22 protein-coding genes, 1 tRNA gene and 1 pseudogene are annotated in these 21,912 nt (G+C 63.0%); 9 read left to right on the plus strand and 15 right to left on the minus strand.

The genetic code is table 11. The features are described from left to right. Positions 1 to 62 precede the first annotated feature (62 nt). From MF606_RS19570 to MF606_RS19595, 7 genes and pseudogenes are all read right to left on the minus strand, one after another. Entirely contained in the window at positions 63 to 2,597 is a 2,535-nt protein-coding gene (locus tag MF606_RS19570; RefSeq protein ID WP_240231002.1) for a methyl-accepting chemotaxis protein, read from the minus strand. A gap of 251 nt (positions 2,598 to 2,848) precedes the next feature. Next, complete coding sequence (locus MF606_RS19575; RefSeq protein ID WP_056233086.1) at positions 2,849 to 3,238, minus strand: response regulator; 390 nt, start codon at positions 3,236 to 3,238, stop codon at positions 2,849 to 2,851. Positions 3,239 to 3,352: 114 nt separating this feature from the next. Next, on the minus strand, positions 3,353 to 4,402 hold the full coding sequence (locus MF606_RS19580; RefSeq protein WP_240231003.1) for a protein-glutamate methylesterase/protein-glutamine glutaminase: 1,050 nt from the start codon (positions 4,400 to 4,402) through the stop codon (positions 3,353 to 3,355). Beyond that, positions 4,399 to 4,866, minus strand: a complete 468-nt coding sequence (locus MF606_RS19585) for a CheR family methyltransferase (protein ID WP_240231004.1) — start codon at positions 4,864 to 4,866, stop codon at positions 4,399 to 4,401. Before MF606_RS19585 ends, MF606_RS19580 begins: the two co-directional genes overlap by 4 nt. Positions 4,867 to 5,062: 196 nt before the next feature. Continuing rightward, positions 5,063 to 5,185: pseudogene (locus tag MF606_RS21730) on the minus strand (hypothetical protein); the annotation flags it as partial. 45 nt (positions 5,186 to 5,230) lie between these two features. Then, positions 5,231 to 6,748 (minus strand): methyl-accepting chemotaxis protein, encoded by a 1,518-nt coding sequence (locus MF606_RS19590; RefSeq protein WP_240231005.1) that lies wholly within the window; start codon positions 6,746 to 6,748, stop codon positions 5,231 to 5,233. Positions 6,749 to 6,938: 190 nt separating this feature from the next. Continuing rightward, positions 6,939 to 7,529 (minus strand): chemotaxis protein CheD, encoded by a 591-nt coding sequence (locus MF606_RS19595; RefSeq protein ID WP_240231006.1) that lies wholly within the window; start codon positions 7,527 to 7,529, stop codon positions 6,939 to 6,941. 167 nt (positions 7,530 to 7,696) lie between these two features. Here MF606_RS19595 and MF606_RS19600 point away from each other — a divergent pair, with 167 nt between their 5' ends. Then, a complete protein-coding gene (locus MF606_RS19600; protein ID WP_240231007.1) occupies positions 7,697 to 8,050 on the plus strand; it encodes a hypothetical protein in 354 nt (117 codons plus the stop codon). Here MF606_RS19600 and MF606_RS19605 read toward each other — a convergent pair. Continuing rightward, on the minus strand, positions 8,047 to 8,628 hold the full coding sequence (locus MF606_RS19605; protein ID WP_240231008.1) for a TetR/AcrR family transcriptional regulator: 582 nt from the start codon (positions 8,626 to 8,628) through the stop codon (positions 8,047 to 8,049). The two genes, MF606_RS19600 and MF606_RS19605, sit on opposite strands and share 4 nt — an antisense overlap. Positions 8,629 to 8,724: 96 nt before the next feature. Here MF606_RS19605 and MF606_RS19610 point away from each other — a divergent pair, with 96 nt between their 5' ends. After that, positions 8,725 to 9,726: an NADP-dependent oxidoreductase gene (locus tag MF606_RS19610; RefSeq protein ID WP_240231009.1), complete on the plus strand. Its 1,002-nt coding sequence runs from the start codon at positions 8,725 to 8,727 to the stop codon at positions 9,724 to 9,726. Between the two features lie 30 nt (positions 9,727 to 9,756). On the opposite strand, the gene MF606_RS19615 is transcribed toward MF606_RS19610, so the two are convergent. Further along, complete coding sequence (locus tag MF606_RS19615; protein WP_240231010.1) at positions 9,757 to 10,461, minus strand: glutathione S-transferase family protein; 705 nt, start codon at positions 10,459 to 10,461, stop codon at positions 9,757 to 9,759. Positions 10,462 to 10,572: 111 nt separating this feature from the next. On the opposite strand from MF606_RS19615, the gene MF606_RS19620 reads away from it, so the two are divergent. Continuing rightward, the gene (locus MF606_RS19620; RefSeq protein WP_240231011.1) at positions 10,573 to 10,938 is read left to right on the plus strand and encodes a winged helix-turn-helix transcriptional regulator; all 366 of its coding nucleotides are present in this window, start codon (positions 10,573 to 10,575) and stop codon (positions 10,936 to 10,938) included. Here the strand turns inward: MF606_RS19620 and MF606_RS19625 are convergent. The 4 genes from MF606_RS19625 to MF606_RS19640 all read right to left on the minus strand — a co-directional run bounded on the left by MF606_RS19625 (position 10,935) and on the right by MF606_RS19640 (position 14,517). Continuing rightward, the gene (locus MF606_RS19625) at positions 10,935 to 11,426 is read right to left on the minus strand and encodes a chemotaxis protein CheW (protein ID WP_240231012.1); all 492 of its coding nucleotides are present in this window, start codon (positions 11,424 to 11,426) and stop codon (positions 10,935 to 10,937) included. The two genes, MF606_RS19620 and MF606_RS19625, sit on opposite strands and share 4 nt — an antisense overlap. A 75-nt stretch (positions 11,427 to 11,501) precedes the next feature. Then, positions 11,502 to 13,823: a chemotaxis protein CheA gene (locus MF606_RS19630; protein WP_240231013.1), complete on the minus strand. Its 2,322-nt coding sequence runs from the start codon at positions 13,821 to 13,823 to the stop codon at positions 11,502 to 11,504. 38 nt (positions 13,824 to 13,861) lie between these two features. Beyond that, positions 13,862 to 14,230: a response regulator gene (locus MF606_RS19635; protein ID WP_240231014.1), complete on the minus strand. Its 369-nt coding sequence runs from the start codon at positions 14,228 to 14,230 to the stop codon at positions 13,862 to 13,864. After that, on the minus strand, positions 14,227 to 14,517 hold the full coding sequence (locus tag MF606_RS19640; protein WP_240231015.1) for an STAS domain-containing protein: 291 nt from the start codon (positions 14,515 to 14,517) through the stop codon (positions 14,227 to 14,229). The genes MF606_RS19635 and MF606_RS19640 overlap by 4 nt, the downstream gene beginning before the upstream one ends. Before the next feature lie 233 nt (positions 14,518 to 14,750). Here MF606_RS19640 and MF606_RS19645 point away from each other — a divergent pair, with 233 nt between their 5' ends. Beyond that, positions 14,751 to 16,070, plus strand: coding sequence for an NAD(P)H-dependent oxidoreductase (locus MF606_RS19645; RefSeq protein ID WP_240231016.1), 1,320 nt, complete (start codon positions 14,751 to 14,753; stop codon positions 16,068 to 16,070). Here MF606_RS19645 and MF606_RS19650 read toward each other — a convergent pair. Next, complete coding sequence (locus MF606_RS19650; RefSeq protein WP_240231017.1) at positions 16,067 to 16,489, minus strand: hypothetical protein; 423 nt, start codon at positions 16,487 to 16,489, stop codon at positions 16,067 to 16,069. The two genes, MF606_RS19645 and MF606_RS19650, sit on opposite strands and share 4 nt — an antisense overlap. Positions 16,490 to 16,587: 98 nt before the next feature. Between MF606_RS19650 and MF606_RS19655 the strand changes: the two genes are divergently transcribed. The 3 genes from MF606_RS19655 (at position 16,588) to MF606_RS19665 (ending at position 20,069) form a co-directional block, all read left to right on the plus strand. Beyond that, the gene (locus MF606_RS19655) at positions 16,588 to 17,505 is read left to right on the plus strand and encodes a hypothetical protein (protein ID WP_240231018.1); all 918 of its coding nucleotides are present in this window, start codon (positions 16,588 to 16,590) and stop codon (positions 17,503 to 17,505) included. A 45-nt stretch (positions 17,506 to 17,550) separates the two neighbouring features. Further along, positions 17,551 to 18,357, plus strand: coding sequence for a siderophore-interacting protein (locus MF606_RS19660; protein ID WP_240231019.1), 807 nt, complete (start codon positions 17,551 to 17,553; stop codon positions 18,355 to 18,357). A gap of 707 nt (positions 18,358 to 19,064) precedes the next feature. Next, positions 19,065 to 20,069, plus strand: coding sequence for a Gfo/Idh/MocA family protein (locus MF606_RS19665; protein ID WP_240231020.1), 1,005 nt, complete (start codon positions 19,065 to 19,067; stop codon positions 20,067 to 20,069). On the opposite strand, the gene MF606_RS19670 is transcribed toward MF606_RS19665, so the two are convergent. Continuing rightward, the gene (locus MF606_RS19670) at positions 20,066 to 20,629 is read right to left on the minus strand and encodes a TetR/AcrR family transcriptional regulator (protein WP_240231021.1); all 564 of its coding nucleotides are present in this window, start codon (positions 20,627 to 20,629) and stop codon (positions 20,066 to 20,068) included. The genes MF606_RS19665 and MF606_RS19670 overlap by 4 nt on opposite strands. Positions 20,630 to 20,700: 71 nt before the next feature. Between MF606_RS19670 and MF606_RS19675 the strand changes: the two genes are divergently transcribed. Both MF606_RS19675 and MF606_RS19680 read left to right on the plus strand, forming a co-directional pair. Beyond that, the gene (locus tag MF606_RS19675) at positions 20,701 to 21,717 is read left to right on the plus strand and encodes an SDR family oxidoreductase (protein ID WP_240231022.1); all 1,017 of its coding nucleotides are present in this window, start codon (positions 20,701 to 20,703) and stop codon (positions 21,715 to 21,717) included. 76 nt (positions 21,718 to 21,793) lie between these two features. Beyond that, positions 21,794 to 21,869, plus strand: a tRNA-Ala gene (locus MF606_RS19680). The last annotated feature ends 43 nt before the right edge of the window (positions 21,870 to 21,912 follow it).

The raw sequence follows: 21,912 nt of genomic DNA on the forward strand, positions 1-21,912 counted from the left end.
CACGGACGCGATCATTTACATTTCGACCGACAGATTGAGGGCTGGCGCCCGACTATCCGCGCCTAGAATTCGTTCCAATCCCGATCGATGGCGGCATTGCCGTGGCTGAGATAGGACTTTGCCGCTGTCGTGAGCTTGCCCGGCAGGTTGCGGGCGCGCTCGACCAGCGTCGCCGGCTGCTCGGTCCGAACTCCATGCTGCCGGCCGGACCCTGCCTCCGCGATCGAAAAGATATCGACGATGCGGTCAAGCTCGGTCGCCTGCGCCTCGGTCTGCTCGATGGCCGCATTGATCTCTTCCACCAGCGCCGCATTGTGCTGGGTCATTTCGTCCATGGTACGGACAGCCGTGTTGACCTCATCGATCGATGACGCCTGCTCACGGCTCTCTTTGGCGATACCGTTCATCAACTCGTTGGACGAGCGCGCCGCGCTTAGCATGGATTCAAGTTTGGCAGCCGCATCGGAGACCAGCTTGGAGCCGCCCCGAACTTCATTGGCCGATTGCTCGATCAGCACTTTGACATCAGCCGACGCGCTCGCCGCCGATTGCGCCAGACGACGCACTTCCACCGCCACCACCGCAAAACCCTTGCCGGCATCGCCAGCCCGCGCCGCCTCTACCGAGGCGTTGAGGGCCAGAAGATTGGTCTGGAAGGCGATATCGTCGATGAGCCCGATGATATTGGAGATCTTGCCCGACGACTGCGTGATCCGCTCCATCGCCTCGGTCGCCTGGTTCATCACCTGCCCACCCTCTTCGGCGGTCTTGGTAACGCCCGACGCTACCGTGCTGGCTTCCTTGGCCCGCTCGGCATTGTGCAGCACGGTCGATGCCAATTGTTCCATCGCCGCCGAGGTTTCCTCGATCGTGGCTGCCTGCTTTGTCGTGCGTTCGCTGAGGTCGTTGGCGCCCGAGAGGATTTCCCCGGTCGCAGTCTTGAGCGTGCGCGAGGTATCCTTGAGCTGCCCGACAATGTCGGTGAGCTTCTCGGCCACCGCATTGGTGTCGGCCTTGAGCTTGGCGAAAGCGCCCTGATAATTGCCTTCCATGCGCTTGGTCAGGTCGGTATCGGCCAGCGAGGCGAGTACAGTGCCGGTTTCGGCAACCCCGCGATCCACCGTCGCCACCAGATTGTTGACCGAGCGCGCCAGCGTATTGAGTTCGTCATCGGGGAATTCGGCCTCGACGCGCCGGCTGAAATCGCCGGCTATGGCGGCGTCGACCACGGCGCCGAAGGCGCGCTGCAGTTCCTGCATCATCGCGGCGCGTTCGGCCTGGCTGCGGATGATCTGGGCGGCCTCGGCCTCGGTCATCTGCGCAACCTTGAGACCGTTTTCGCGGAACACTTCCACGGCGCGGGCCATGGCGCCCAGTTCGTCCTTGCCGTCAGCGCCTCGCACCTCGACATCCAGATCGCCGTCGGCCAGCGCTTCCATAGTGGAGGTGAGGCGGCTGATCGGGCGGCTGACGGAGCGTGCAAAGAAGTAACCGAGGATCGCGGCAATGGCCAAAAGACCCCCGCCAATGGCCAACATCATGTTGCGCATATCGGTGATCGGGGCATAGGCTTCCGCTTCGCCGACCGCGGTCACCACTGCCCAGTTGGCCCCGCCAAAGCTCAGCGGCTGCGCTGTCAGTATCATATCCATGCCGCGATAGTCGGACGAGAGGCCGACAGCCTCGGTGCCGGCAAGCGCCGCCTCGACCACCGGGTTCTGGAAGGTCGTGACCAGCGAGTCATCGGTCTCGGAGAACCGCGAATCCGAGCGCATCAGGAAATCGGGACCAACAAAGAAGCTCTCGCCGGTTTCGCCCAAACCTTCGCTCTTGCTCATGATTGCGTTGACCGGGGCGGTCGAAATCGCGGCGGCCAGAACCCCCACCAGCTTGGCCCGGTTGTCGAAGACCGGGGTCGCCATGAAGCCTTCCGGCAGCCCGCCCGCCGGGCCATAGGCCGAAAAATCCTGGAATGCGACCTGACCGCCCTCGGTCAGGGCCGCCGCAGCCTGGAACGCCTGGCCCAGACCGGTGTCGGCGCCAACGCCGCCAGCGGCAAAATTGGTCGCCAGGTCGTCACGCTTCTTGACCGAATAGATCAGATCGCCAATGGGGCTCAGCACCATCAGGTCGGCATAGCCGCGCGCCTGCAATTGCCGCCGGAAGGCCGGATGCATCTTGGAATGAGTGAAATCGTAGTTCGTCCGCTTCTCGGCAGTCGACACATCGAGCAGTTCGCGATTGGCCTGGTCCGGGTTGTTGGTGATGTAGGCCGTTTGCAGCGCCGCCACCGGATCGGTTGCCAGCGAGCCCGTAAGGAACTGACCCCAGTTGATGTTGAGATCGCGCAGGATGGTCTGCGTCGACTCCGTTGCCGCCGTGATGGTCAAATCCTTGGCCACGCCATCCAGATAGGCGGCAAGCTCGGCCGAGGTCTGGGTGGCGATGGTTTCGATCTGCCGCCGCGACAATTGGTCGACCGTTGCCGAACCGATCAGGTAGCTCGCAATGCCAACGCCGGCGCTGACCAGCAGGGCGGAGCCCACCAGCGCCAGCGGCAGCTTCTGGGCAATCTTCAACTGCGGCAGGAATCTCATCGAATGCTCCAGCTTTCCCTGACCGCCGCGGCCTTGCACGCCCATCTCCCGATGGCATGAAAATGCCGGGCCGTTGCCGGCGCGGCGTGCAGCAGTCATCCCCCCAAATCGCCGGCGCAAGCCGAACAGTGCAAACGATACAGATTGGCGATTAACCACTCCTTACGCAGACATATGATGGGTGCGGTGGCCCTAAAAGCAAAAGGCCACCCGTGGCGGATGGCCTTCCGTTTCGAACATATTAGGCGAGTTTAGCTGAGTGCGCCGATCACCGCCTCGATGCGCTTCTTCATCGTAGAAGCATCGAAGGGCTTGATGATGTAGTTGTTGACGCCAAACGAAATGGCTTCCTTGACCTGCTCCTTGTCGGAGCGGCCCGTCGCCATGATGAACGGCATGGCCTGGGTGCGCGGGTGCTTGCGGATCACCTTGAGCAAGGTCAGCCCGTCGATGTCTTCCATGTTCCAATCGGAAATGATCAGGTCGACATTGCTCTTTTCGAGCTTGCCCAGAGCATCGCGCCCGCTCTTTGCTTCGATGATGTCCTTGAAGCCGAGCTGGGTCAGGATGTACTTGCATATGCCGCGCATCGACTGCTGGTCATCGACGATGAGGACGCTCACTGCGCTGGCTTTAGGCATGTTTTGGTTCACCTTCTTGGTGTCCGGGGTTAGGTACCCCGCATTCGAGCAAACACTAGGCAAGAAGCGTTACAAATCTCTCAATCGGGACCCGGGCATTGTGCCGGAGCCCGCTTAAGCTGCCGATTTGAGCCGTACCAGCGCCTGGGCGAGCCGCCCCGCAATGGCCTCGACCGGCGCCTGCTCGACCACTGCGCCCTCTTCGAAGGCCACGCGCGGCATGCCATAGACCAGCGCCGAAGCCTGGCTCTGGCCCACCGTATGGGCGCCCGCGTCGCGCATCATCTTGAGGCCGCGCGCCCCGTCCCGGCCCATGCCGGTCAGGATCGCCCCGACCGCCATCGGCCCGACCACTTTGGCGACCGATTCAAACAGCACGTCGACGCTGGGCCGGTGACCCGATTCCAGTTCGTCATGCGCGAGGCGGCACTTGAGCTGACCCGACGAGCGCTCCACCCGCAGGTGATAATCGCCGCGCGCCACATAGGCGTGCCCGGCCAGCAGCGGCATGCGGTCTTCCGCTTCGACCACCTTGATGGTGCACAATTCGTCGAGGCGCGCCGCGAAACGGCCGGTAAAACCCGGCGGCATGTGCTGGGCGATCACGATCGGCGGGCAATCGGCGGGTATCTGGGTCAGCACGGCGCGGATGGCTTCCACGCCGCCGGTCGATGCGCCAATGGCGATGAGCGAGCCTTCCGGCGCCGCTGCGGTCTTGATCGCGACCTTGGGCGCCTCGGCCCGGTTTGCCGAACGCCCGCGCACATCCGATTTGGCGGCGGCGCGGATCTTGTCACGCAGTCCCGCGCCGAACGCCTCGATGCCGCCTTCGAACTCGGCACTCGGCTTGGCCACGAAATCCACCGCGCCCAGTTCGAGCGCCAGCAGCGTCTCGCTGGCGCCCTTCTTGGTCAGCGTCGAGACCATAACCACCGGCGTTGGCCTGAGGCGCATGAGTTTGTCGAGGAATTGCAACCCGTTCATATTGGGCATTTCGATATCCAGCGTCACCACATCGGGGTTGAGCGCCTTGATCTTCTCGCGCGCATCGATGGGATCGGTGGCAGTCGCCACCACGGTGATATCGCCGTCCCGCGTCAGCATGCGGGTCAGCACCTCGCGGATCAGCGCCGAATCGTCGACGACCAGGACCTTGATGCTCATGCCGCTTCTCGTTTGTTCAGTTTCTGTCTGCATTGATAGATGGTCTTGCCCACCAGGCGGAACCCTTCGCCGCCCGAGCCCAGGTTCTCCGAGTGCCCGATATAGAGGAAGGCTTCCGGCGCCAGCAGCTTGCTGAAGCGGCCGAACATTTCGCCTTGCGTCGCCTTGTCGAAATAGATCGCCACATTGCGGCAGAAGATGGCGTCGAACGGCCCCTTCATCGGCCAAGGGCCGATGAGGTTGAGCGGCTTGAACGACACCAGCTCCCGCACCGCTTCGGGTATGCGGATAGTGCCATCACCCGGTCGCACGAATGGTCGCGCCCGCTCGCTGCTGAGGCCCGAAAGCTCGTTTTCCGGATAAACGCCGCGTGCCGCCTTGGCGATCACGGCGGTATCGATATCGGTGGCGAGGATCTTGAAGTCCCAGCGCTTGAGCTCGGGAAATGCGCCCAGCAGGTCCATGCCGATAGTATAGGGTTCCTGCCCGGTCGAGCAGCCCGCCGACCAGATGCTCGAAGTGATGGTCTTCGCGATAGAACCGCGTGAGATTGGTGGTCAGCGCGTTGACAAAATCCTGGCTGTCCTCGGCTGAGCCCGAGCGTTCGAGGAAATCGACATAGGCGTCAAAACTCGGAATCTCGAGCGCCCGCAGGATCTTGCTGAGCCGGGATATCACCAGTGTTCGCTTGGCATCGCTGAGCGCAATCCCGGCAACCTGATAGACCCGGTTCTTGATCCGCGAAAACTCGCGTTCGCTGAGGGAGATTTCTCCCTGTTCCATGCCGCGCACCCCAATTGCCCCGAAGGCCCGTCCTGGGCCTGTCGTTTAGGCGTTAGCGCGCCGTTCGGGACGGATAGCCGTCTCGGCGGCGTCGCTAAATGACGCCATCCGCCCAGTGAGGCGCTTCAGCGCCAGATCACCTTCGCTCAGTGTCGCGACAATACTGTCGTTTTCATTACTTAGATTGCGTAAATGCGCGTCCAGTTCTGCAATCATTTTTTGCAGAGACTTTGCTTCCGCGGCGCCGGTCTCGGCCTGACTGCGGCCCCTGCTGACGACGGCGCGGATGTCCCGGGCCGATCGATTGGTCAACTGCGCCAGCTGGCGCACCTCGTCGGCCACGACGGCAAAGCCCGCGCCCTTCTCCCCGGCCCGCGCCGCCTCGACGGCGGCATTGAGCGCCAGGAGGTTGGTGCGGAACGAAACATCCTCGATGGCCTGCACCATTTGGTCGACCTCGCGCGTCATCTGGTCGACCTCGCTCACCACCGCATTGGTGCGCCGCGCCGCCAGGTCGGCCTCCCCCGCCAGGATTTGCGCATCCCGTCCTATGGCGAGAGCCTGCCGCAACCGGCCGGTTCCATCGGCGAAAGCCCGGCCCGTCATGCCGATGTCACCACGATTCTCCGCAGTGAGCGTGCCCATCCGCGCCATGCGCCCCTCGAACCCCTCGACCAGCCGCCCCACCGCCGCAAGGCGATCCTCGAGCTTGCTCCGCAGATCCTGCTCGTCGGCGAGTTGCTCGGCCAGTGCCTGCGAAAAATCATTGAGCCGTCGCGCCAGACCGCCCAGCGGCCCGTGCAGCGCATCGGGCAATTCCCCGCTGCCGGCGGCCACGCCTTCGAGCTGGCGCAGGCCGGCATCGAGCTCGGCGAGGCCGCCATTCAGCGCCGCCAGCGCCGGATTGATCGCTGCAATATCGGCCTCGAAACGGAAGCCGGTCTGACCACCTGCCAGCGCGCCGGCGAAGGCGTCGAGATCGTCGTCCTCGATATAGCTGCCGGCAGGCACCAGCTCGAGCAGGTAGCGGTTGGCCGCGATGGTGAGGCGCCTGGCTTCGAACCGCGCGCTGCCCAGCATCACCATGGTTTCCTCGGGCGCACCGCCCCCAGCCGCGAGATAACCCGCGCCGAACAGCGCATCGAGCGTCGCCCCCTCGACGCTGGCCGGCGAAAGCTTGGTCACCCCCGCGCTGGCGGCCAGGATCACCCCCTTGTCGTCGACAATGACGGCCGGCTGATGCATGGCCGCAATGGCGCTTTTGAAATGATGGGCTCGCTCCAGCCGCTTGCCCAGCCGCGACACGACACCGGCAATGGTGAGCGTTTCCTCCGGCCGGTCGCAGAGCCCCGCTGCCAGTGCCACCGCGCTCAGCGTCTGCCGTTCCTGCCGGCCCAGCAGCAGCGCCGCCGCGAACGTGCCGACCAGTGCCAGTATGGCAACGCCGCCAGCAACCGCCAGCCAGCCTATCCCCCCGCCCAGCACCGGCATCAGGCTGGCCGCCAGCACGAAGGCGAAGAGCCACAGACCGGCGGCGATAAACGCTAGCCGCATCTGGGGCATAGGGCGCCAAGTCCGCAAATCAGCAAGAGGTCCAACATAGGAATTACCCTAAGCCGGGAATGGTTAACCAAGTCTATAATTGGCAGCTGCGTCGTAAGACTTCGCTAATCAACATTGCCGTGCCGTGAAGAAATTGTCCCACTCCAGAACACGCAACTCGACTTTGCGCATTGAGTATCGGCCGCTCGGGCTAGAACAATTCGATATCGTCCACCGGCGCCGGCACCACGATACGGCGCTTGGCGATCGCGATTTCCTCGCGGGCCACATTGGCGCCGGCATCGCTGTCGAGCCGCTTGACGAAGGCGCGCCCCGAATGCGGCTTGAACAGCACGCGGCGCGCATAGGTGCCGCCCAGGTCTTCACTGGTGGCGACATAGCCTTCATCGGCCAGGAACTGGCGCACGAATTCGATATTCTTGAGCCCGACGTCGTCGAGCACCGAATTGATCTTGCCGCCGCCAAAAACCTTGATCTCGAGATTGGCCTTCCGGCCCGTACCCTGCGTCAGCACCTTGTTGATCAACTGTTCCATGGCGAAGGCGCCATAACGCGCCGAAGCGCCATACCGGTCCTTGGCCGAGCCGGACTGTTCGGCGAGCAGGAAGTGGTTCATGCCGCCGACATTGGCGACGCGGTCGCGGACGCAGGCGGAGATGCAGGACCCCAGAACGGTCGAGTAGGTGAGGTCGGCGGCGTTGGACACGTGGCAGTCGCCCTGGTGTACGGTCGTCACCACCCCACGATCGAATTCGGGCGGCAGGGAGTTGGGCAGTGCCATTTGTCGTCTCGAAAACTAAACGCGCCTAATTGTACCGATCGTAGCGGAAAACTCGTTATCCAATCGCTAACCAAACCCAATGAGGGAATGCGCACGAGGCAATTCAGCAAGAAGAGCTTTAGGAATACTGGGCTAGGGTGCCTGCAACGGGGTTGGGACGGACTTTAATGTCACTGCAGAAACTCGCGAGAGAACTCGATGAGACGGCGCGCCAGACGGCATCGATGCTAGAAGGCATCACGGAAGCGCTGGAAATCCTGGCCGAAAGCCGGCTGAGCAAAGACGCCTCCGTACACACGGCGGTGCAGATGATCGTGACGGCCCTGCAGGGCCAGGATCGCATCGAACAGCGTTGTCACAATATGGCGCTTGCCGTCCGGCAATTCGCCCTGTTGCCGCCAACGGCGCCCGACAGCGTCTACGAAGAAATCTGGGCCAGCCTTACGCTCGATGAATTGCGCGTTCCCGCGCTTTCGGGCATTGCGGCCCACCAGAGCCATGGCGACGCCGAGTTGTTCTAACGCAGCCAATCGACGATCAGTGACGTCAGGTCTGCCGCCGCCGCGTCCTTGCTGATCCGGCCGCGCACCATGTCTCGCGATATCGCTTCCGCCGCCCCGATAATGCCGACACAGCGTCGTCGCAGGTCGGTTTCGCTCAATTGGCACATCGGGCCCAGAGCCTTAGCATAGAAATCGATGTGGCCGTCGATCAGCTCCTGCTGATAGGCGTCCATTTGCGCATCGCCGCGCAGGGCAGCCGCGATGGCGTGCCATTCCGGTCCGACAGCGGTGTAGCACGACATATAGGCCTGCCCCATCACCTCCGCGACCGTCTCAAGCTTTTGCGGCGTATAGGCCAGAGCTGCCGCCAATATCTCCAGCTGCCGATCGTTGATTCGCTTGTAAAGCGCGATCATCAGGCCCGAGCGGCTCACGAAATGCTCATAGGCAATTGGCTTGCTGACACCGGCCCGCTGCGCCAGATGGCCGAGCGTCAGCGCATCGGTGCCCTCTTCGCGGGCGATGAGATGGGCCGTCTCCAGCAATTGCTCTCGCCGGTCGGCCTTGGGTAGCTTTCGTGCAGCCGTCGCTGCCATTGCAATTCTTTCCCGGTCACGCTTGACCGTCATTGTTACCATACGTAAGTTACTGATGGTAGTAACACAGAAAAGCACTGTGCTCAGGAGAGATATATGTCCATCGTCGCACGGGAAATCCATCTTAAAAGCCGCCCGCATGGCTTGCCGACCGCCGCGGACTTCACCGCTACTCAACGCGCACTCCCCCAACCGGGTGCCGGCCAGCTGATCGTCCGCAACAGTTTCGTCTCGGTCGACCCCTATATGCGCGGCCGCATGATCGACGAACCGTCTTATATCGCGCCCTTCGAACTCGACGCCCCGCTGGACGGCGCCTCCATCGGCACCGTGGTTGCCAGCGGCGACGAGCGCTTTCCAGTCGGCAGCACCGTCACGCACTTTTCCGGCTGGCGCGACTACGCCCTCATCGATGCGGCCAGTGCCAATCTGGTCGATACGAGCCGTATTCCAGCCGAGACCTATCTCGGCCCGCTCGGCTTCCCCGGCCTTGCCGCCTATGCCGGCCTGCTGCAATTCGGCAAGCCGCAGGCCGGAGAAACCGTCTTCGTCTCCGCCGCCAGCGGCGCGGTAGGCTCGGTCGCCGTCCAGATTGCCAAGCTCAAGGGCGCCCGTGTCGTCGCTTCGGTTGGTTCCGAAGCGAAAGCGAACTGGCTGCGCGAACTCGGCGCCGACGCGGTTATCAATTACCGTGAGACCACCGACCTTGCATCTGCCCTGCGGGCGGCCGCTCCCGAAGGGATCGATGTCTACTTCGACAATGTCGGCGGTTCCCACCTCGAAGCGGCCATCGAAGTGGCCAATGACTTTGCCCGCATCGTGCTCTGCGGCATGATCGAGCAGTACAATTCGGAAGCACGCGGCCCGCGCAACATCTATACGGCCGTCAAGAAAAGCATCGTTCTGAGCGGTTTCATCACCCCGAACCAGCTGCATCTTTGGTCGGATTTCGCCCGCGACATGGCGACATGGATCGAGGCGGGCCAGGTCAAATCCCGCGAAACCATCGTCGACGGCCTCGACAACGCTGTCCCCGCCTTTCTTGGCCTGTTCTCCGGGAACAATGTCGGCAAGATGCTGGTGCGGCTGCCCGCCTGACGCAGATGGGGCGCCCGAAGGCGCCCCAGATTACGCGCCGAACCGGTCGATCACCTCGGCCAGTGGCACATGACCCAGAAACGCTCCGGATCCAGTTGGGGTCTCCCCATTCTCGATCGCAGTAGCGAATATCACCGCCTTGTCGGCTTCTATCCGGCGTCGCACCGCTTCGAGCCTGGGCCAGCGCCCTGGCTCGGCAACCTCGTGATACTCAAGCCAGCGGGCAACCCCGATCAGCACGCCGTCGGCCAGCGTCGGGCGGTCACTGACCAGAAACGGCGTCTCGCCGATCATGGCTTCGAGCTTGTCATGCCGCTCGATCACGCTTTCCCGACCCCAGCGGCGCAGCGATGCCTGCAATTCAGGATCAGGCGTCTCCATTTCGAGCGCTGCCCAGAGCGGCGAGAAGGCGCCGGTGAAGCCGGTATTGATGAAACCCAGCAGCTGATGCATGCGGTCCGCTTCCGGCGACTTGGGCGCGAAGCTGGCACGGTGCTCGGCGTCGCGCGCCTCGATCCAGGCCGCGATCGCCATGGTTTCGGTGAGCATCTTGCCGTCTTCAGTGACGAAGGCCGGCGTTTCATGCCGGGCATTGATGCGGGCATAGGAGGGGTCGCGCATCTCGCCCAGCATGTCGACGCGGCTGAGGCGATAGGGCTGGCCCAGCCATTCGAGGGCCGCGATAAGGCCCATCGAGCTTCCCGCCGGGAAGCCATAAACAAGGATCGGTTCCAATTTCAGTCTCCGTGATTTCTAGGGATCACGCTGCGCAGCGAGACTGGAACTTAGGTACTCTCGCTCCTAAGTAAATTACGCATGTTTTTGTAACCACCAGCGGAGCGGGCAATGAAGGATTTGGTTTCGAGGTGCCCCATCGAGGAGGTCATGCGGGTGCTTGGCGGCCGCTGGCCGACCCTGCTGATGTACTATCTCAAGGACGGCACCAAGCGCTTCAGCGAGCTGCAGCGCGACAATCCCACCGTCTCGCACCGCATGCTGACCCTCGAACTGCGCAAGCTCGAAACCGCCGGCATCGTGCAGCGCACGGTGTTCGACGGTTATCCGTTGCGGGTCGAGTACGACCTGACCGAGATCGGCCTCAAGCTGATGCCGCTGATCGATGCGCTTGGCGACCTGTGGGAACAGATAGGTCCCAACAAGCAAAAGGGCGCCGAAGCGCCCTCAAACTTCAGCGAAGTGGCAACGGCCTAGCCGTCCATCTTGGCGCCGCTGACCACGGCATGCAGATCGATCAGGCCAACCATGCGGCTGTCATGGGTCACGATGCCATTGAGCAATTCGGTATCGATCGAATTGCCTTCCGGCACATTGTGGATGTCGTCGCGCGAGACGGTCAGGATGTCGCTGACCGCATCGACCAGGATGCCGACCCATTTGTCGCCAACGCTCATCACCACCACGACGTGGTTCTTGGTGGGCGAGGTCTGGCCGTCGCCGAAGCGGGCGCGCAAATCGAAGATCGGCACGATCGTGCCGCGCAGGTTGATCACCCCGCGCACGAATTCCCGCGTATTGGGCAGTGGCGTCGCCCCGTTCCAGGCGCGGATTTCGCGGACCGTGGTGATCTCGACACCATAGGTCTGCTCGCCGATCGAGAACGCGATCAGTTGCAGGGAATTCTGGGCGGCGGCCGCCGATTTGTCGCCACCCATGTCGTCGCGCAAACCGAGCGCTTCCATTTCTTCGCCTTTCTGCCGCCCGTTCTGGACGGCTACGCATTACTCAGCCGCTAGGCTGCTTCTCTGCGCGACCCGCTAGGCCGCATTCTTATGAACGATACTGGTCTTGAGACCCTGCACGTCCACGATCAGTGCGACATTGTCATCGCCCAGGATCGTACCGCCGGCAATGCCGTCGACGCGCTCGAAATTCTCTTCCAGCGATTTGATGACCACCTGCTGCTGGCCGATAATGTCATCGACGATCAACGCCACTTTGTGGCTGCCCTCGGCCTCGCACAGCACCACGAACCGGTTCTCGGGCTCGGCTTCGCCGGTCATCTGGAAGCGCTGCGCCAGGTCGATGACCTGCACATACTCGCCCCGTACCTGCAGCACCTGGCCGCCCGATGGCACCCGCTCGAAGCTGGCGCGCGAGCACTGGATGGTCTCAACGATCGAGGACAGCGGCACCACATACGGCGACTCGCCAACCTTGACCAGCATGACGTCGAGCACGGCCAGCGTCAGCGGCAGGCGCAAGGTCATGCGGCAGCCCTTGCCCGTCCACGAGCGGACATGCACCGAGCCGCCGATCTTCTTGATGTTGGACAGCACCACGTCCATGCCCACGCCGCGGCCGGAAATGTCGCTGAGCGCCTCCGCCGTCGAAAAACCGGGGGCGAAGATCAACTGGTCGATCTGCTCGTCGGTCGGCTGCGCGTCCGGCGCCACGATGCCCTTGTCGCGCGCCACCTGGAGCACGCGTTCGCGGTTGATGCCGCCGCCATCGTCCTCGACGATGATGAGGATATTGCCGCCAGCCTGTTCGGCCGAGAGGCGGATCGTGCCGGTCTCGGATTTGCCGCGCGCCAGCCGCTTGTCCGGCGTCTCGATGCCGTGGTCGGCCGAGTTGCGGATCATTTGGGTCAGCGGATCGGAAAGCTGCTCGATGATGGTCTTGTCGATTTCGGTGTTTTCACCGATCGTCTCAAGCTTGATCTTCTTTGAGGTCTTGGTCGCCAGCTCGCGCACCAGGCGCGGCATGCGGCTGAACACCGATTTCACCGGCTGGGCGCGGATCGCCATCACCGAATCCTGCAGCCCGCGTGTCGTCTGCGCGAGCACTTCGAGACCGCGCACCAGTTCGGTGTAACGCGCCCGCAGCGTCTCATCCATCTGCTGGGTCAGCATCGACTGGGTGATCACCAGTTCGCCCACCATGTTGACGACGCGATCGACCTTGTCGAGATCGACGCGGATCGACTGGACACCGACACTGCGATTGCCATTCTCCTCGCCCTCGGCGGGAGCAGCGGCTGCAGCGGCCAGCTTGACTGGCGCCGCTTTGGCGGCCGGCGCCGCCGGCATGATCGTATCGGCCAGCTCGGCAAAGCTCAGCGAGGGTGCTTCCTCGAAAGCATCCTGGGCAACGACCGGTGCCGCAGTCGGTGCGGGTGCCGCCGGCTCAGCGGAGAAGTCGAGCAGATGGGCAACTTCGTCATCGGCCAGCGCCAGCAGATCATCCTCGGGCGCAACCGCAGATGCGGGGGGTGGCACCGGGGCAGCGATGGTGGTGGCAGGAATGGCGGCGGGCGCAGCCGGCGCGGCGCCGAGCTGAGCTATCGCAATATCGCAGTCGCCTTCGACGAATTCGAAGACCTCGCGGATCATCGTCTCGGTCACATTGTCGGAGACCATGGTGATCTCCCAACTGCAATAGACCGCAAAGGGCTCGAAGTCCGAGAGCGGCGGGATCTCTTCGAGGATCGGCCGCACATGCAATTCACCCAGCGCCGCGAGCTCGCGGAACAGCAGCAGCGGATCATTGGCCCTGGCATAGAGCGCCCGATGCGGCGTGAAGCGGATTTCCCAATGGCCGGCGTCGAGCTGCATCGGCGCGATGTCGAACGCATCGTCGGCCGCAGCCTCGTCGTCGTACATCGCGTCGAGATTGACCATGACCGGGGTGAACTCGATGTCGAATTCCTCGACATGTTCGCCGCTCATGTCATCGTCATCGGCGATCGACTCGCCGCGCGCCAGCGCGTCGAATCGCGCTTTTTCGTCCATGCCATACTCGGCCGGCAGCGCTTCCCCGGTCTGCGCCGCTTTCACATGGTCGGCCACGATATCGTTGGCGCGGATGCACAGCACCACCACGTCGTCGCTGAGTTCGATGCGACCATCGCGCACATAGTCCAGCAGCGTTTCATAGGCATGGGCAAAGCCCACCAGCGCCGAAAAGCCGAACGCGCCCGCACCACCCTTGATCGAATGGATGGCGCGGAACACCGCATTGAGCCGGTCCGCATCGCGTTCGCCCGCCTCGATGGCCGCAAACTGCTCTTCGAGCTCAGTCAGAAGCTCGGAGCATTCGTCGAAATAGGTGGCCTTGAAGTCGTCGAGATCACTCATCTGCGGCTCATCCAACCCTTCTGGGCTTGGTCTATCGGTTAGTGCACGACGCGGTGGATGACGCTGATCAGCTTTTCCGGATCGAACGGCTTGACGATCCAGCCCGTGCCGCCCGCGGCCTTGCCCTGGTCACGCTTGTCCTGGCTGGTCTCGGTGGTGAGGATCAGGATCGGCAGGCTCTGGTGGTTGCCCGTGGCCCGCACATTCTTGATGAACTCGATGCCGTCCATGACCGGCATGTTGATGTCGGTGATGACAACGTCGACCGCCTCGTTGCGCAGCACATCGAGCCCCTGCTTGCCATCTTCGGCCTGAAGCACCTCAAACCCTGCATTGCTGAGGGTGTGGTGCAGCATGGCAAGGATGGTCCTGGAATCGTCCACCGTCAGAACCCGCAAAGTCGTCATCCTCTGATCATCCCTGAAAACTGGGCGCCCAGGCCCAGTCGCTCGATCGCGGCCATCAAGGCTGCGCTCGGCTGTTCAATTGCAAAATCGAATTGGTTCTTCCGGGCGGTCTCGGCAGCGCTGATCAGCATGAACAACGCATTGGTCGAAACGCGCTCGACATCGCCCGCCGAAACAGTCACGGGCCCCTCTTCGATCGCATCGACCAGCCCATCCCGGATCCCGTCAAGAGAATCCAGATCGACGATCGCAGGCAAAGCGACGGATTTCTTGGCTTTGCTGACCATGACGAGTAATTGCCCCCGGAGTCTTCTCCGCTAAGCAGTTTCCACGGGAACGGTTTAAGAAGCTTAAACATGGCCCCCATTGGGGGGAAATCGCTCCGGTGGAGCGATTTCAATGTTTAAGGCCATGAGGGCTATGCCCGAATGGCAGTCCCGACTGGCAGTCCGCACTTTTGCTTGCTTGCGTGCCGGGGCAGAGGTAACCCCAAGCACCGATGTTGAGCCGGACCTTGCCCATGACCACCCAGATCGCCCTCACCGGCCTCGCCCGCGACCTTGCCGCCCGTGCAGAAACCGGCAAGCCGATCCGCGTCGGCGTCATCGGCTCGGGTGAAATGGGCACCGATCTCGTGACCCAGATGTCGCTGATGAGTGGCATCGAAATGGCCGCCATCGCCACCCGCCGCCCCCATACCGCGCTCGACGCCATGACCATCGCCTATGGCGAGGACAGCAAAGGCCGGGTCGCCGATAGCCCGGCCCAGGCGCTGGCTGCCATCGAAGCCGGCAAGATCGCCATCACCTCGGCCGAAACCCTGGTCACCACGGACAATATCGACGTCGTCATCGACGCGACAGGCAAGCCCGGCGTCGCCGCCGATTACGACCTCACCGCCATGGAGCATGGCAAGCATGTGGTGATGATGAATGTCGAAGCCGACGTCACCATCGGGCCCTATCTCAAGGCCCAGGCCGACCGCCTCGGCGTCGTCTATTCGGTCGGCGCCGGCGACGAGCCCAGCTCCTGCATGGAACTGATCGAGTTCGTCTCGGCCCTCGGCCTGCCCATCGTCGCCGCCGGCAAGGGCAAGAACAATCCGCTCAAGCATGATGCAGTACCGGACGACTATCGCGAGGAAGCCACCCGCCGGAACATGAACCCGCGCATGCTGGTCGAGTTCGTCGATGGCAGTAAGACCATGGTGGAAATGTGCGCCATCGCCAATGCCACCGGCCTCGTCCCCGACGTGCCCGGCATGCACGGTCCCAAGGCGGACCGCGACGACATGGCCAAGGTGCTGATCCCCAAATCCGATGGTGGCATCCTCAACAAGATGGGCGTCGTTGATTTCACCGTCGGCAAGGGCGTCGCCCCAGGCGTCTTCGTCATCGTCAAGGCCGAACATCCCCGCATCATCGAGCGCATGGATGACCTCCATATCGGCCACGGCCCTTATTACAGCTTCTTCCGCCCCTACCACCTGACCAGCCTCGAAGTGCCGCTGACCTGCGCCCGCATCATGCTCTACGGCAAGCCCGACATGGTGCCGCTGCCCAATCCGGTCGCCGAAGTCTGCGCCGTCGCCAAGCGCGACCTCATGCCCGGCGAGACTTTCGATGCGATCGGGGAAACCTGCTACCGCTCCTACACCATGACCATCGCGGATAGCCGCGCCCAGCAGGCCGTACCCGTCGGCCTGCTCGAAGGCGGCAAGGTCACCGCGCCAGTCAAGAAGGGCGAGCTTCTGACCACGACCAATAGCCAGCCCGACACCTCAACCCGCCTCTTCGCCCTGCGCCGGGCGCAGGACCGCATGCTGGGTCTAGCCGTCTAGGCCGATGGCAGCAGCAGGTAATAGCTGCCCACGATCAGGATCGCGGCCGCAGTCAAAACCCAGAAGCTGATATCGAGCCTGTCGCACCAGCGCAGCGCCGTCGTCCGGGCCGGTTCTGCCAGCCGCTCGGCCGCCGGCCGCATGCGTGACCCCAATATGCTCGGCCGCGCCGCTAGGTTCATCTTGTCCCGCATAGACGGATCGGCATGTTGCGCATCGCCCAGGCCGTTCCAGTAGGACCAGAAAATCAGCGATACGGCGGTATGCAGGGCATAGAGGCCGATGAAGATAAAGAGCCAGGTCGCCGCCGACGGCAATGTCACGCCCAATACCACCGGCATCATATCGCCTGGCGCCATGAAGCCCTCCTTCGCCTGCATCGACGCTGCTACGCCATGCCAGCCAACGACAGCAATCACGATTGTGTCCCGGTGACACCAGCCCCATTGCCGCCCGGCTTGCTCGTCATATGCTTTTGACAATACTACAAAATCCTTGCCGCTCGCCGGAGTCCTCCATGCGCCCCGCCCTCATCCTCACCTTCGTCCTTCTCGCTGCCGCCCCTGCCCCGGCGCAGGAACTCGGCATGACGATTCCTGATTGCCGGACCTTGTTCAAGACCACCGGCTTCCTCAAGCGCGCGCCCGACAGCACCATCGAGACGATCGACCAGGGCTGCCGCTTCTCCGGCACCATCATCGATTTCGGCCCCTATACCCGTTTCTCCGTCGAGGACATCACCCTGACCGGCCCCGACCTGATGGCATCACTGGCCCAGGGTCAGCGACCCACCAGCATCGACCTTGCAATGAAGGGCATGCGCCTGTCGCCGGAGATGGAGCACAGCCCGCTCACCGCCTACATCCTCGAAATGCAGCAGGAGCCCTACGACATCCATCTGGCCATGTCCTGGAACGACACTGACGGGATTCTCGAAATCGCCGATGCCAGCTTCTCCACCCATCGCCTGGGTCGCGTGGCGCTGTCGGGGCGGCTGACCGGACTGACCGCCGTGCCGCTCGAGGTTGGCAATATCGAGGCCTTTGAGGGTGCGGAATTCGAGTCGCTGACCATCGACTTCGACAATAGCGGCCTGTTCACAGCCTATATCGCACCGATGTTTGTCGGCACGCTGCCCTATGACCAGGACCCGCGCCCGGCGATTGCCGCCGGCCAGCAGGCCATCATATCAACCATCGCCGCCATGCCCGAAGCCCAACTTTCGGCTGAAACCAAAGCCGTCCTCACCCAGTTCGTCACTGATTTTCCGCGTCCCTCTGGCCATTATATCCTCGATATCACCGCCCTCGACGAGCCCGTGCCCTTCACCTCGGTCGAAGACTTCGATGGCCTAGACGATCTCGCCGGGCTCCTCTCACGCCTGAATGTGACAGCCAGCTTCTCCGATCCGGAGGGCTTGCGGTCGGCGAAGTGACGCTCTATTTCCTGATCAAACAATTCAGGTTTATTGAGAACGACCATGTCCGACAGCATCGATCCCCGCGCCCCTATCCGCGTCCGCCACGAAACGCGCATGCGGCTGCTCGAAGTCATCGCCGTCAACGACATCACCCCCAAAATGCGCCGCTTCACCCTCAGGGGTGACATGGAGGGCTTTGCCTCCGCCGGCCATGCCGATCATATCAAGGCCTTCTTCTTCCCCGAAGGCGTCGAGCCCAAACTGGCCCCGATCGGTCCACGCGGCGCCGAATTTGCCGAAGGCGAACGGCCGGAAATGCGCGACTACACACCGCGCTCCTGGGATATCGCCAAGGGCATTATCGATCTCGATTTCGTGCTGCATGGCGACGGACCGGCATCGGGCTGGGCCGCCGGCGCGACCATTGGCAGCAAGCTCGTCATCGGCGGCCCGCGCGGCTCGCTGGTCATACCCGCCGCCTTCGACTGGTATCTCCTGGCCGGCGACGAAACCGCCCTACCCGCCCTCGGGCGCCGTATCGAGGAACTGCCCGCCGGCGCCAAGGTCGTCGCCATCATCGAAGTCGAGGACGCCGCCGAAGAACAGACCTTCGTCACCAGCACCGACCTGTCATTGACCTATGTCCATCGCAATGGTGCGCCTGCCGGCACCACCAGCCTCATCCTCGACGCCATCAAAGCCGCCACCCTGCCTGAGGGTGTTGCCTATGCCTACATTGCGGGCGAAAGCAGCATGAGCAAATCCGTCCGCGCCCATCTGACCGACGACCGCGGCTTCAACCCCGAATACGTCAAAGCCGCCGGCTACTGGCTCCTGGGCGTCGCCGACGCCCAGGAGCCGCACTGAGAGCGCAAGCGCTTGGACAAGCCTCGGCTACAGTGGCCCGACACCACCTCACCAACCGCCGACACGCCCGCCACACCCAGCGTTCGACGAGCTCACCCCACCACCGCCCGTCACCCTTGGGCTTGACCCAAGGGCTCTACACTTGCCGAGCCGCCCGGTCAGTACAGTCCCCTCGGGTCAAGCCCGAGGGTGACGATCGAGGGTGAGGTAACGTCGACACCTCCCCCCTGATGGGCTCCGAACCGTCCCGAAGGGAAAATCGCTCCGGTGGAGCGATTTTAGGCGAGGAGGCTGGGAGGGGGTGGGGCCACAACCACAAAACTCTCCCCCTTATCCCCGCCCACCAATCCTGCACTATTCTCCCCCCATCACCCCGGATTGACGGGTGGCGCTGCAGCGGACTGCGGCCGGGGTGGTGCCGTACCGTGCGTCGCTGCGCGTGTAGGTTCGAGTACCGGCCGGCTGCGGCGAGCGTCCGCAGTCCGCGATCCCCGGGTACTGTTCAAAAACCGGCAACCCCGAGGCGAACACCGTCTCACATAAATTTCCTTACGAGGCGGCAGACGCCTTGGGGTCCACTCGCTGCCATCTTTGGCATGCGTCCACTCGTTCTTCGACAACCGCGTTCAGGCGGCGCTTGCGCACGTCTTCCATACTAGCCAAGGCAGCCGCGTGCCGTTAAGTCTCAGCCAGCACGGGAGGCATGCATGAGCCAAAAGAAAGTTCGCTGGGGTATTCTGTCTACGGCCAATATCGGCATGGGCAAGGTCACGCCCGGCATTCAGAAATCGGCCCATTCAGAAGTCGTCGCCATTGCCTCGCGCGACCTCGGCAAGGCCCGGGCCGCGGCCGAAAAGCTCGGTATCCCCAAAGCCTATGGCTCCTATGAAGAGCTCTTCGCCGATCCCGATATCGACGCCATCTACAATCCACTGCCCAATCATCTGCACGTGCCGATGACCGTCGCCGCTGCCAAGTCCGGCAAGCACGTGCTCTGCGAAAAGCCGATCGCGCTCAACGCCGCCGATGCCCAAGCCCTGCGCCAGTGCCCGCCCGACCGCATCGTGCTCGAAGCCTTCATGGTACGATTTCATCCGCAATGGTTGCGCGCCCGCGACATCGTCCGCTCCGGCGAGCTGGGCGAGGTGCGCGCCATCAATGCTGTTTTCACCTACTTCAACGACGACCCGGCCAATGTCCGTAACCAGGTCGATATCGGCGGCGGCGGCATTATGGACATCGGTTGCTACCCGATCACTGCCGCCCGCTTCCTGTTCGAAGCCGAGCCGAAGCGCGTCGTCTCGCTGGTCGAGCGCGATGCCAGTTTTGGCACCGATCGGCTGGCCAGCGTTCTCGCCGATTTCGGCCAAGGCAGGCAGCTCAGCTTCGTCTGCTCCACCCAGACCATCGGCCACCAGCGCGTGCAGGTACTAGGCAGCAAGGGCAAGCTCGAGATCATCATTCCCTTCAATGCCCCGCAGGGCGAGCGCACCGCCATCACCATCGATACCGGCGGCTCCATCGATGGCTCGCTGGCCCGCCGCGAAGTCTTGCCGGAATCCGATCAATACACCGAGCAGGCCGAAGCCTTCGCTCTGGCCGTGCTGGGCGAGAAGCCTTTGCCCTGGGGCATTGAGGATGCCATCGCCTCGATGAAAGTGCTGGACGCCGTCTTCGCGAGCGAGAAGAGCGGTGGCTGGGCTTCAGTCTAGTTCAGCTCGGGCTCGATCAGGCGCCGGCACAATAGCTTGATGCCGGCAATCATAGCCGCTTCGTCAGTGGTCTTGATGGCGATGCCATAGGCGGCCGAGACGATGACCTTGGTCAGCATTTCCGGCTCCGCCGCTCCCGCGGTCCGCAGTGTGGCGGCAATCTCGCTCTCGGCGCGCAGGTCCTTCTCGCGGAACTTGGCACCGACCCGCTTATGCTCGCTCATCAATTCGCTCGCATGCGGCGATCCGGCCAGGGTTCTCGCCAGCACCGCATATTGGCCGGCCAGCGCATTGCCCACCCGCTCCGAGATATCCCCGGTGCCCGTCATGCCGCTATCATAGGCCGCGAGTAGGTCGTCCATCATGGTATCGACGATCCCGGCAAAAATGGCGTCCTTGTCGGAAAACTGGGCATAGAGCGTCGGCTTGGCGATACCCGCTTCACGGGCAATCGCCTCCATGGTGGTGCCGCGCAGGCCATGGCGCAGGACCAGGAAAAGCGCCGCATCCAGGATACGGCGACGCTTCTCATTGGCCCTTTCCGTAACGGCATCACTCAAATCGGCGACTCCATGCTTGAACTAATTGAACGAATAACATATCTATCGTTCAATTCGTAAGGGAGAGTTTCATGTCCGACCGTGTCCTGCTCACCGGCATATCCGGCTTTCTTGGCGGCCATGTCGCCCTCCAACTGCTCAATGCTGGCTACACTGTCCGGGGTAGCGTGCGCAACCTCGGCAAGGCCGACAAGGTCCGCGCCACATTGCAGCGCGCCGGTGCCGACATATCGCGATTGGAATTCGTCGCCCTCGACCTGATGAAGGACGCGGGCTGGTCCGAGGCCATGGATGGGGTCCGCTACCTGCAGCATACCGCCTCCCCTTTCGTCATCAAGATCCCCGAAGACAAGATGGAGTTGATTGCTCCGGCGGTCGAGGGTACCGAGCGCGCGCTCAATACTGCCAATGCCAGAGGCGTCGAGCGGATCGTGCTGACCTCCTCGATGGCGGCCATCGCCTATGGTCACGATAAAAGCCGCAACACGCCATTCGGCCCCGCCGACTGGACCGACCTCAACGGTCGCGGCGTCAACTTCTATCAGGAGTCCAAGACACTGGCAGAACGCCGGGCCTGGGAAATCATGGATGCCGCCGGTCGCCATGACGATCTGGCGGTGATCAATCCCAGCGCCATATTCGGACCCCTGCTCGATGATGATCCGGGCACATCGGCCGTTATCGTGCAGCGCCTGCTCAACGGCTCCGTGCCGGCTGCCCCGCGCATCCCGATGACCAGCATCGACGTTCGCGACATCGCCGCCGCGCACGTGGCGGCGATGACGACGCCGGACGCCGGCGGTCGCCGTTTCCCCATGGGCGAGAGCACCATTTTCTTCATCGAAGCCGCCAATATCCTGCGCCAGCGCTACCCTGATCGACGCATTCCCAGGCTGCAAATGCCGGACTGGGCGGTCCGCCTTTACGCTATGTTCGATCGCGACGTGCGGGACAATATGGGCGAGCTTGGCTACATCAAGCACCTCGACTCTTCGGCCGCCATCGCCCTGCTCGGTCGCCCCCTCATCCCGGCAGCGGACGCGATCCTCGCCACGGCTGAGAGCCTCGTTGCCCACCGGCTGGCCTGAGCTGCTCCAGGGCAAGGGACGAACTTATCCCCCTTGCCCTGACCTCGATTATTGTCCATATCAGCACCGTCGGAACGGGGCTGTAGCTCAGTTGGGAGAGCGCGTCGTTCGCAATGACGAGGTCAGCGGTTCGATCCCGCTCAGCTCCACCATTCCGACCATCCAAGCGTTTACCAGGTGATCGAGACTGCGCTT

Origin of the sequence: Devosia lacusdianchii, from assembly GCF_022429625.1 — a bacterium.
In the GTDB taxonomy this organism is placed as follows: domain Bacteria; phylum Pseudomonadota; class Alphaproteobacteria; order Rhizobiales; family Devosiaceae; genus Devosia; species Devosia lacusdianchii.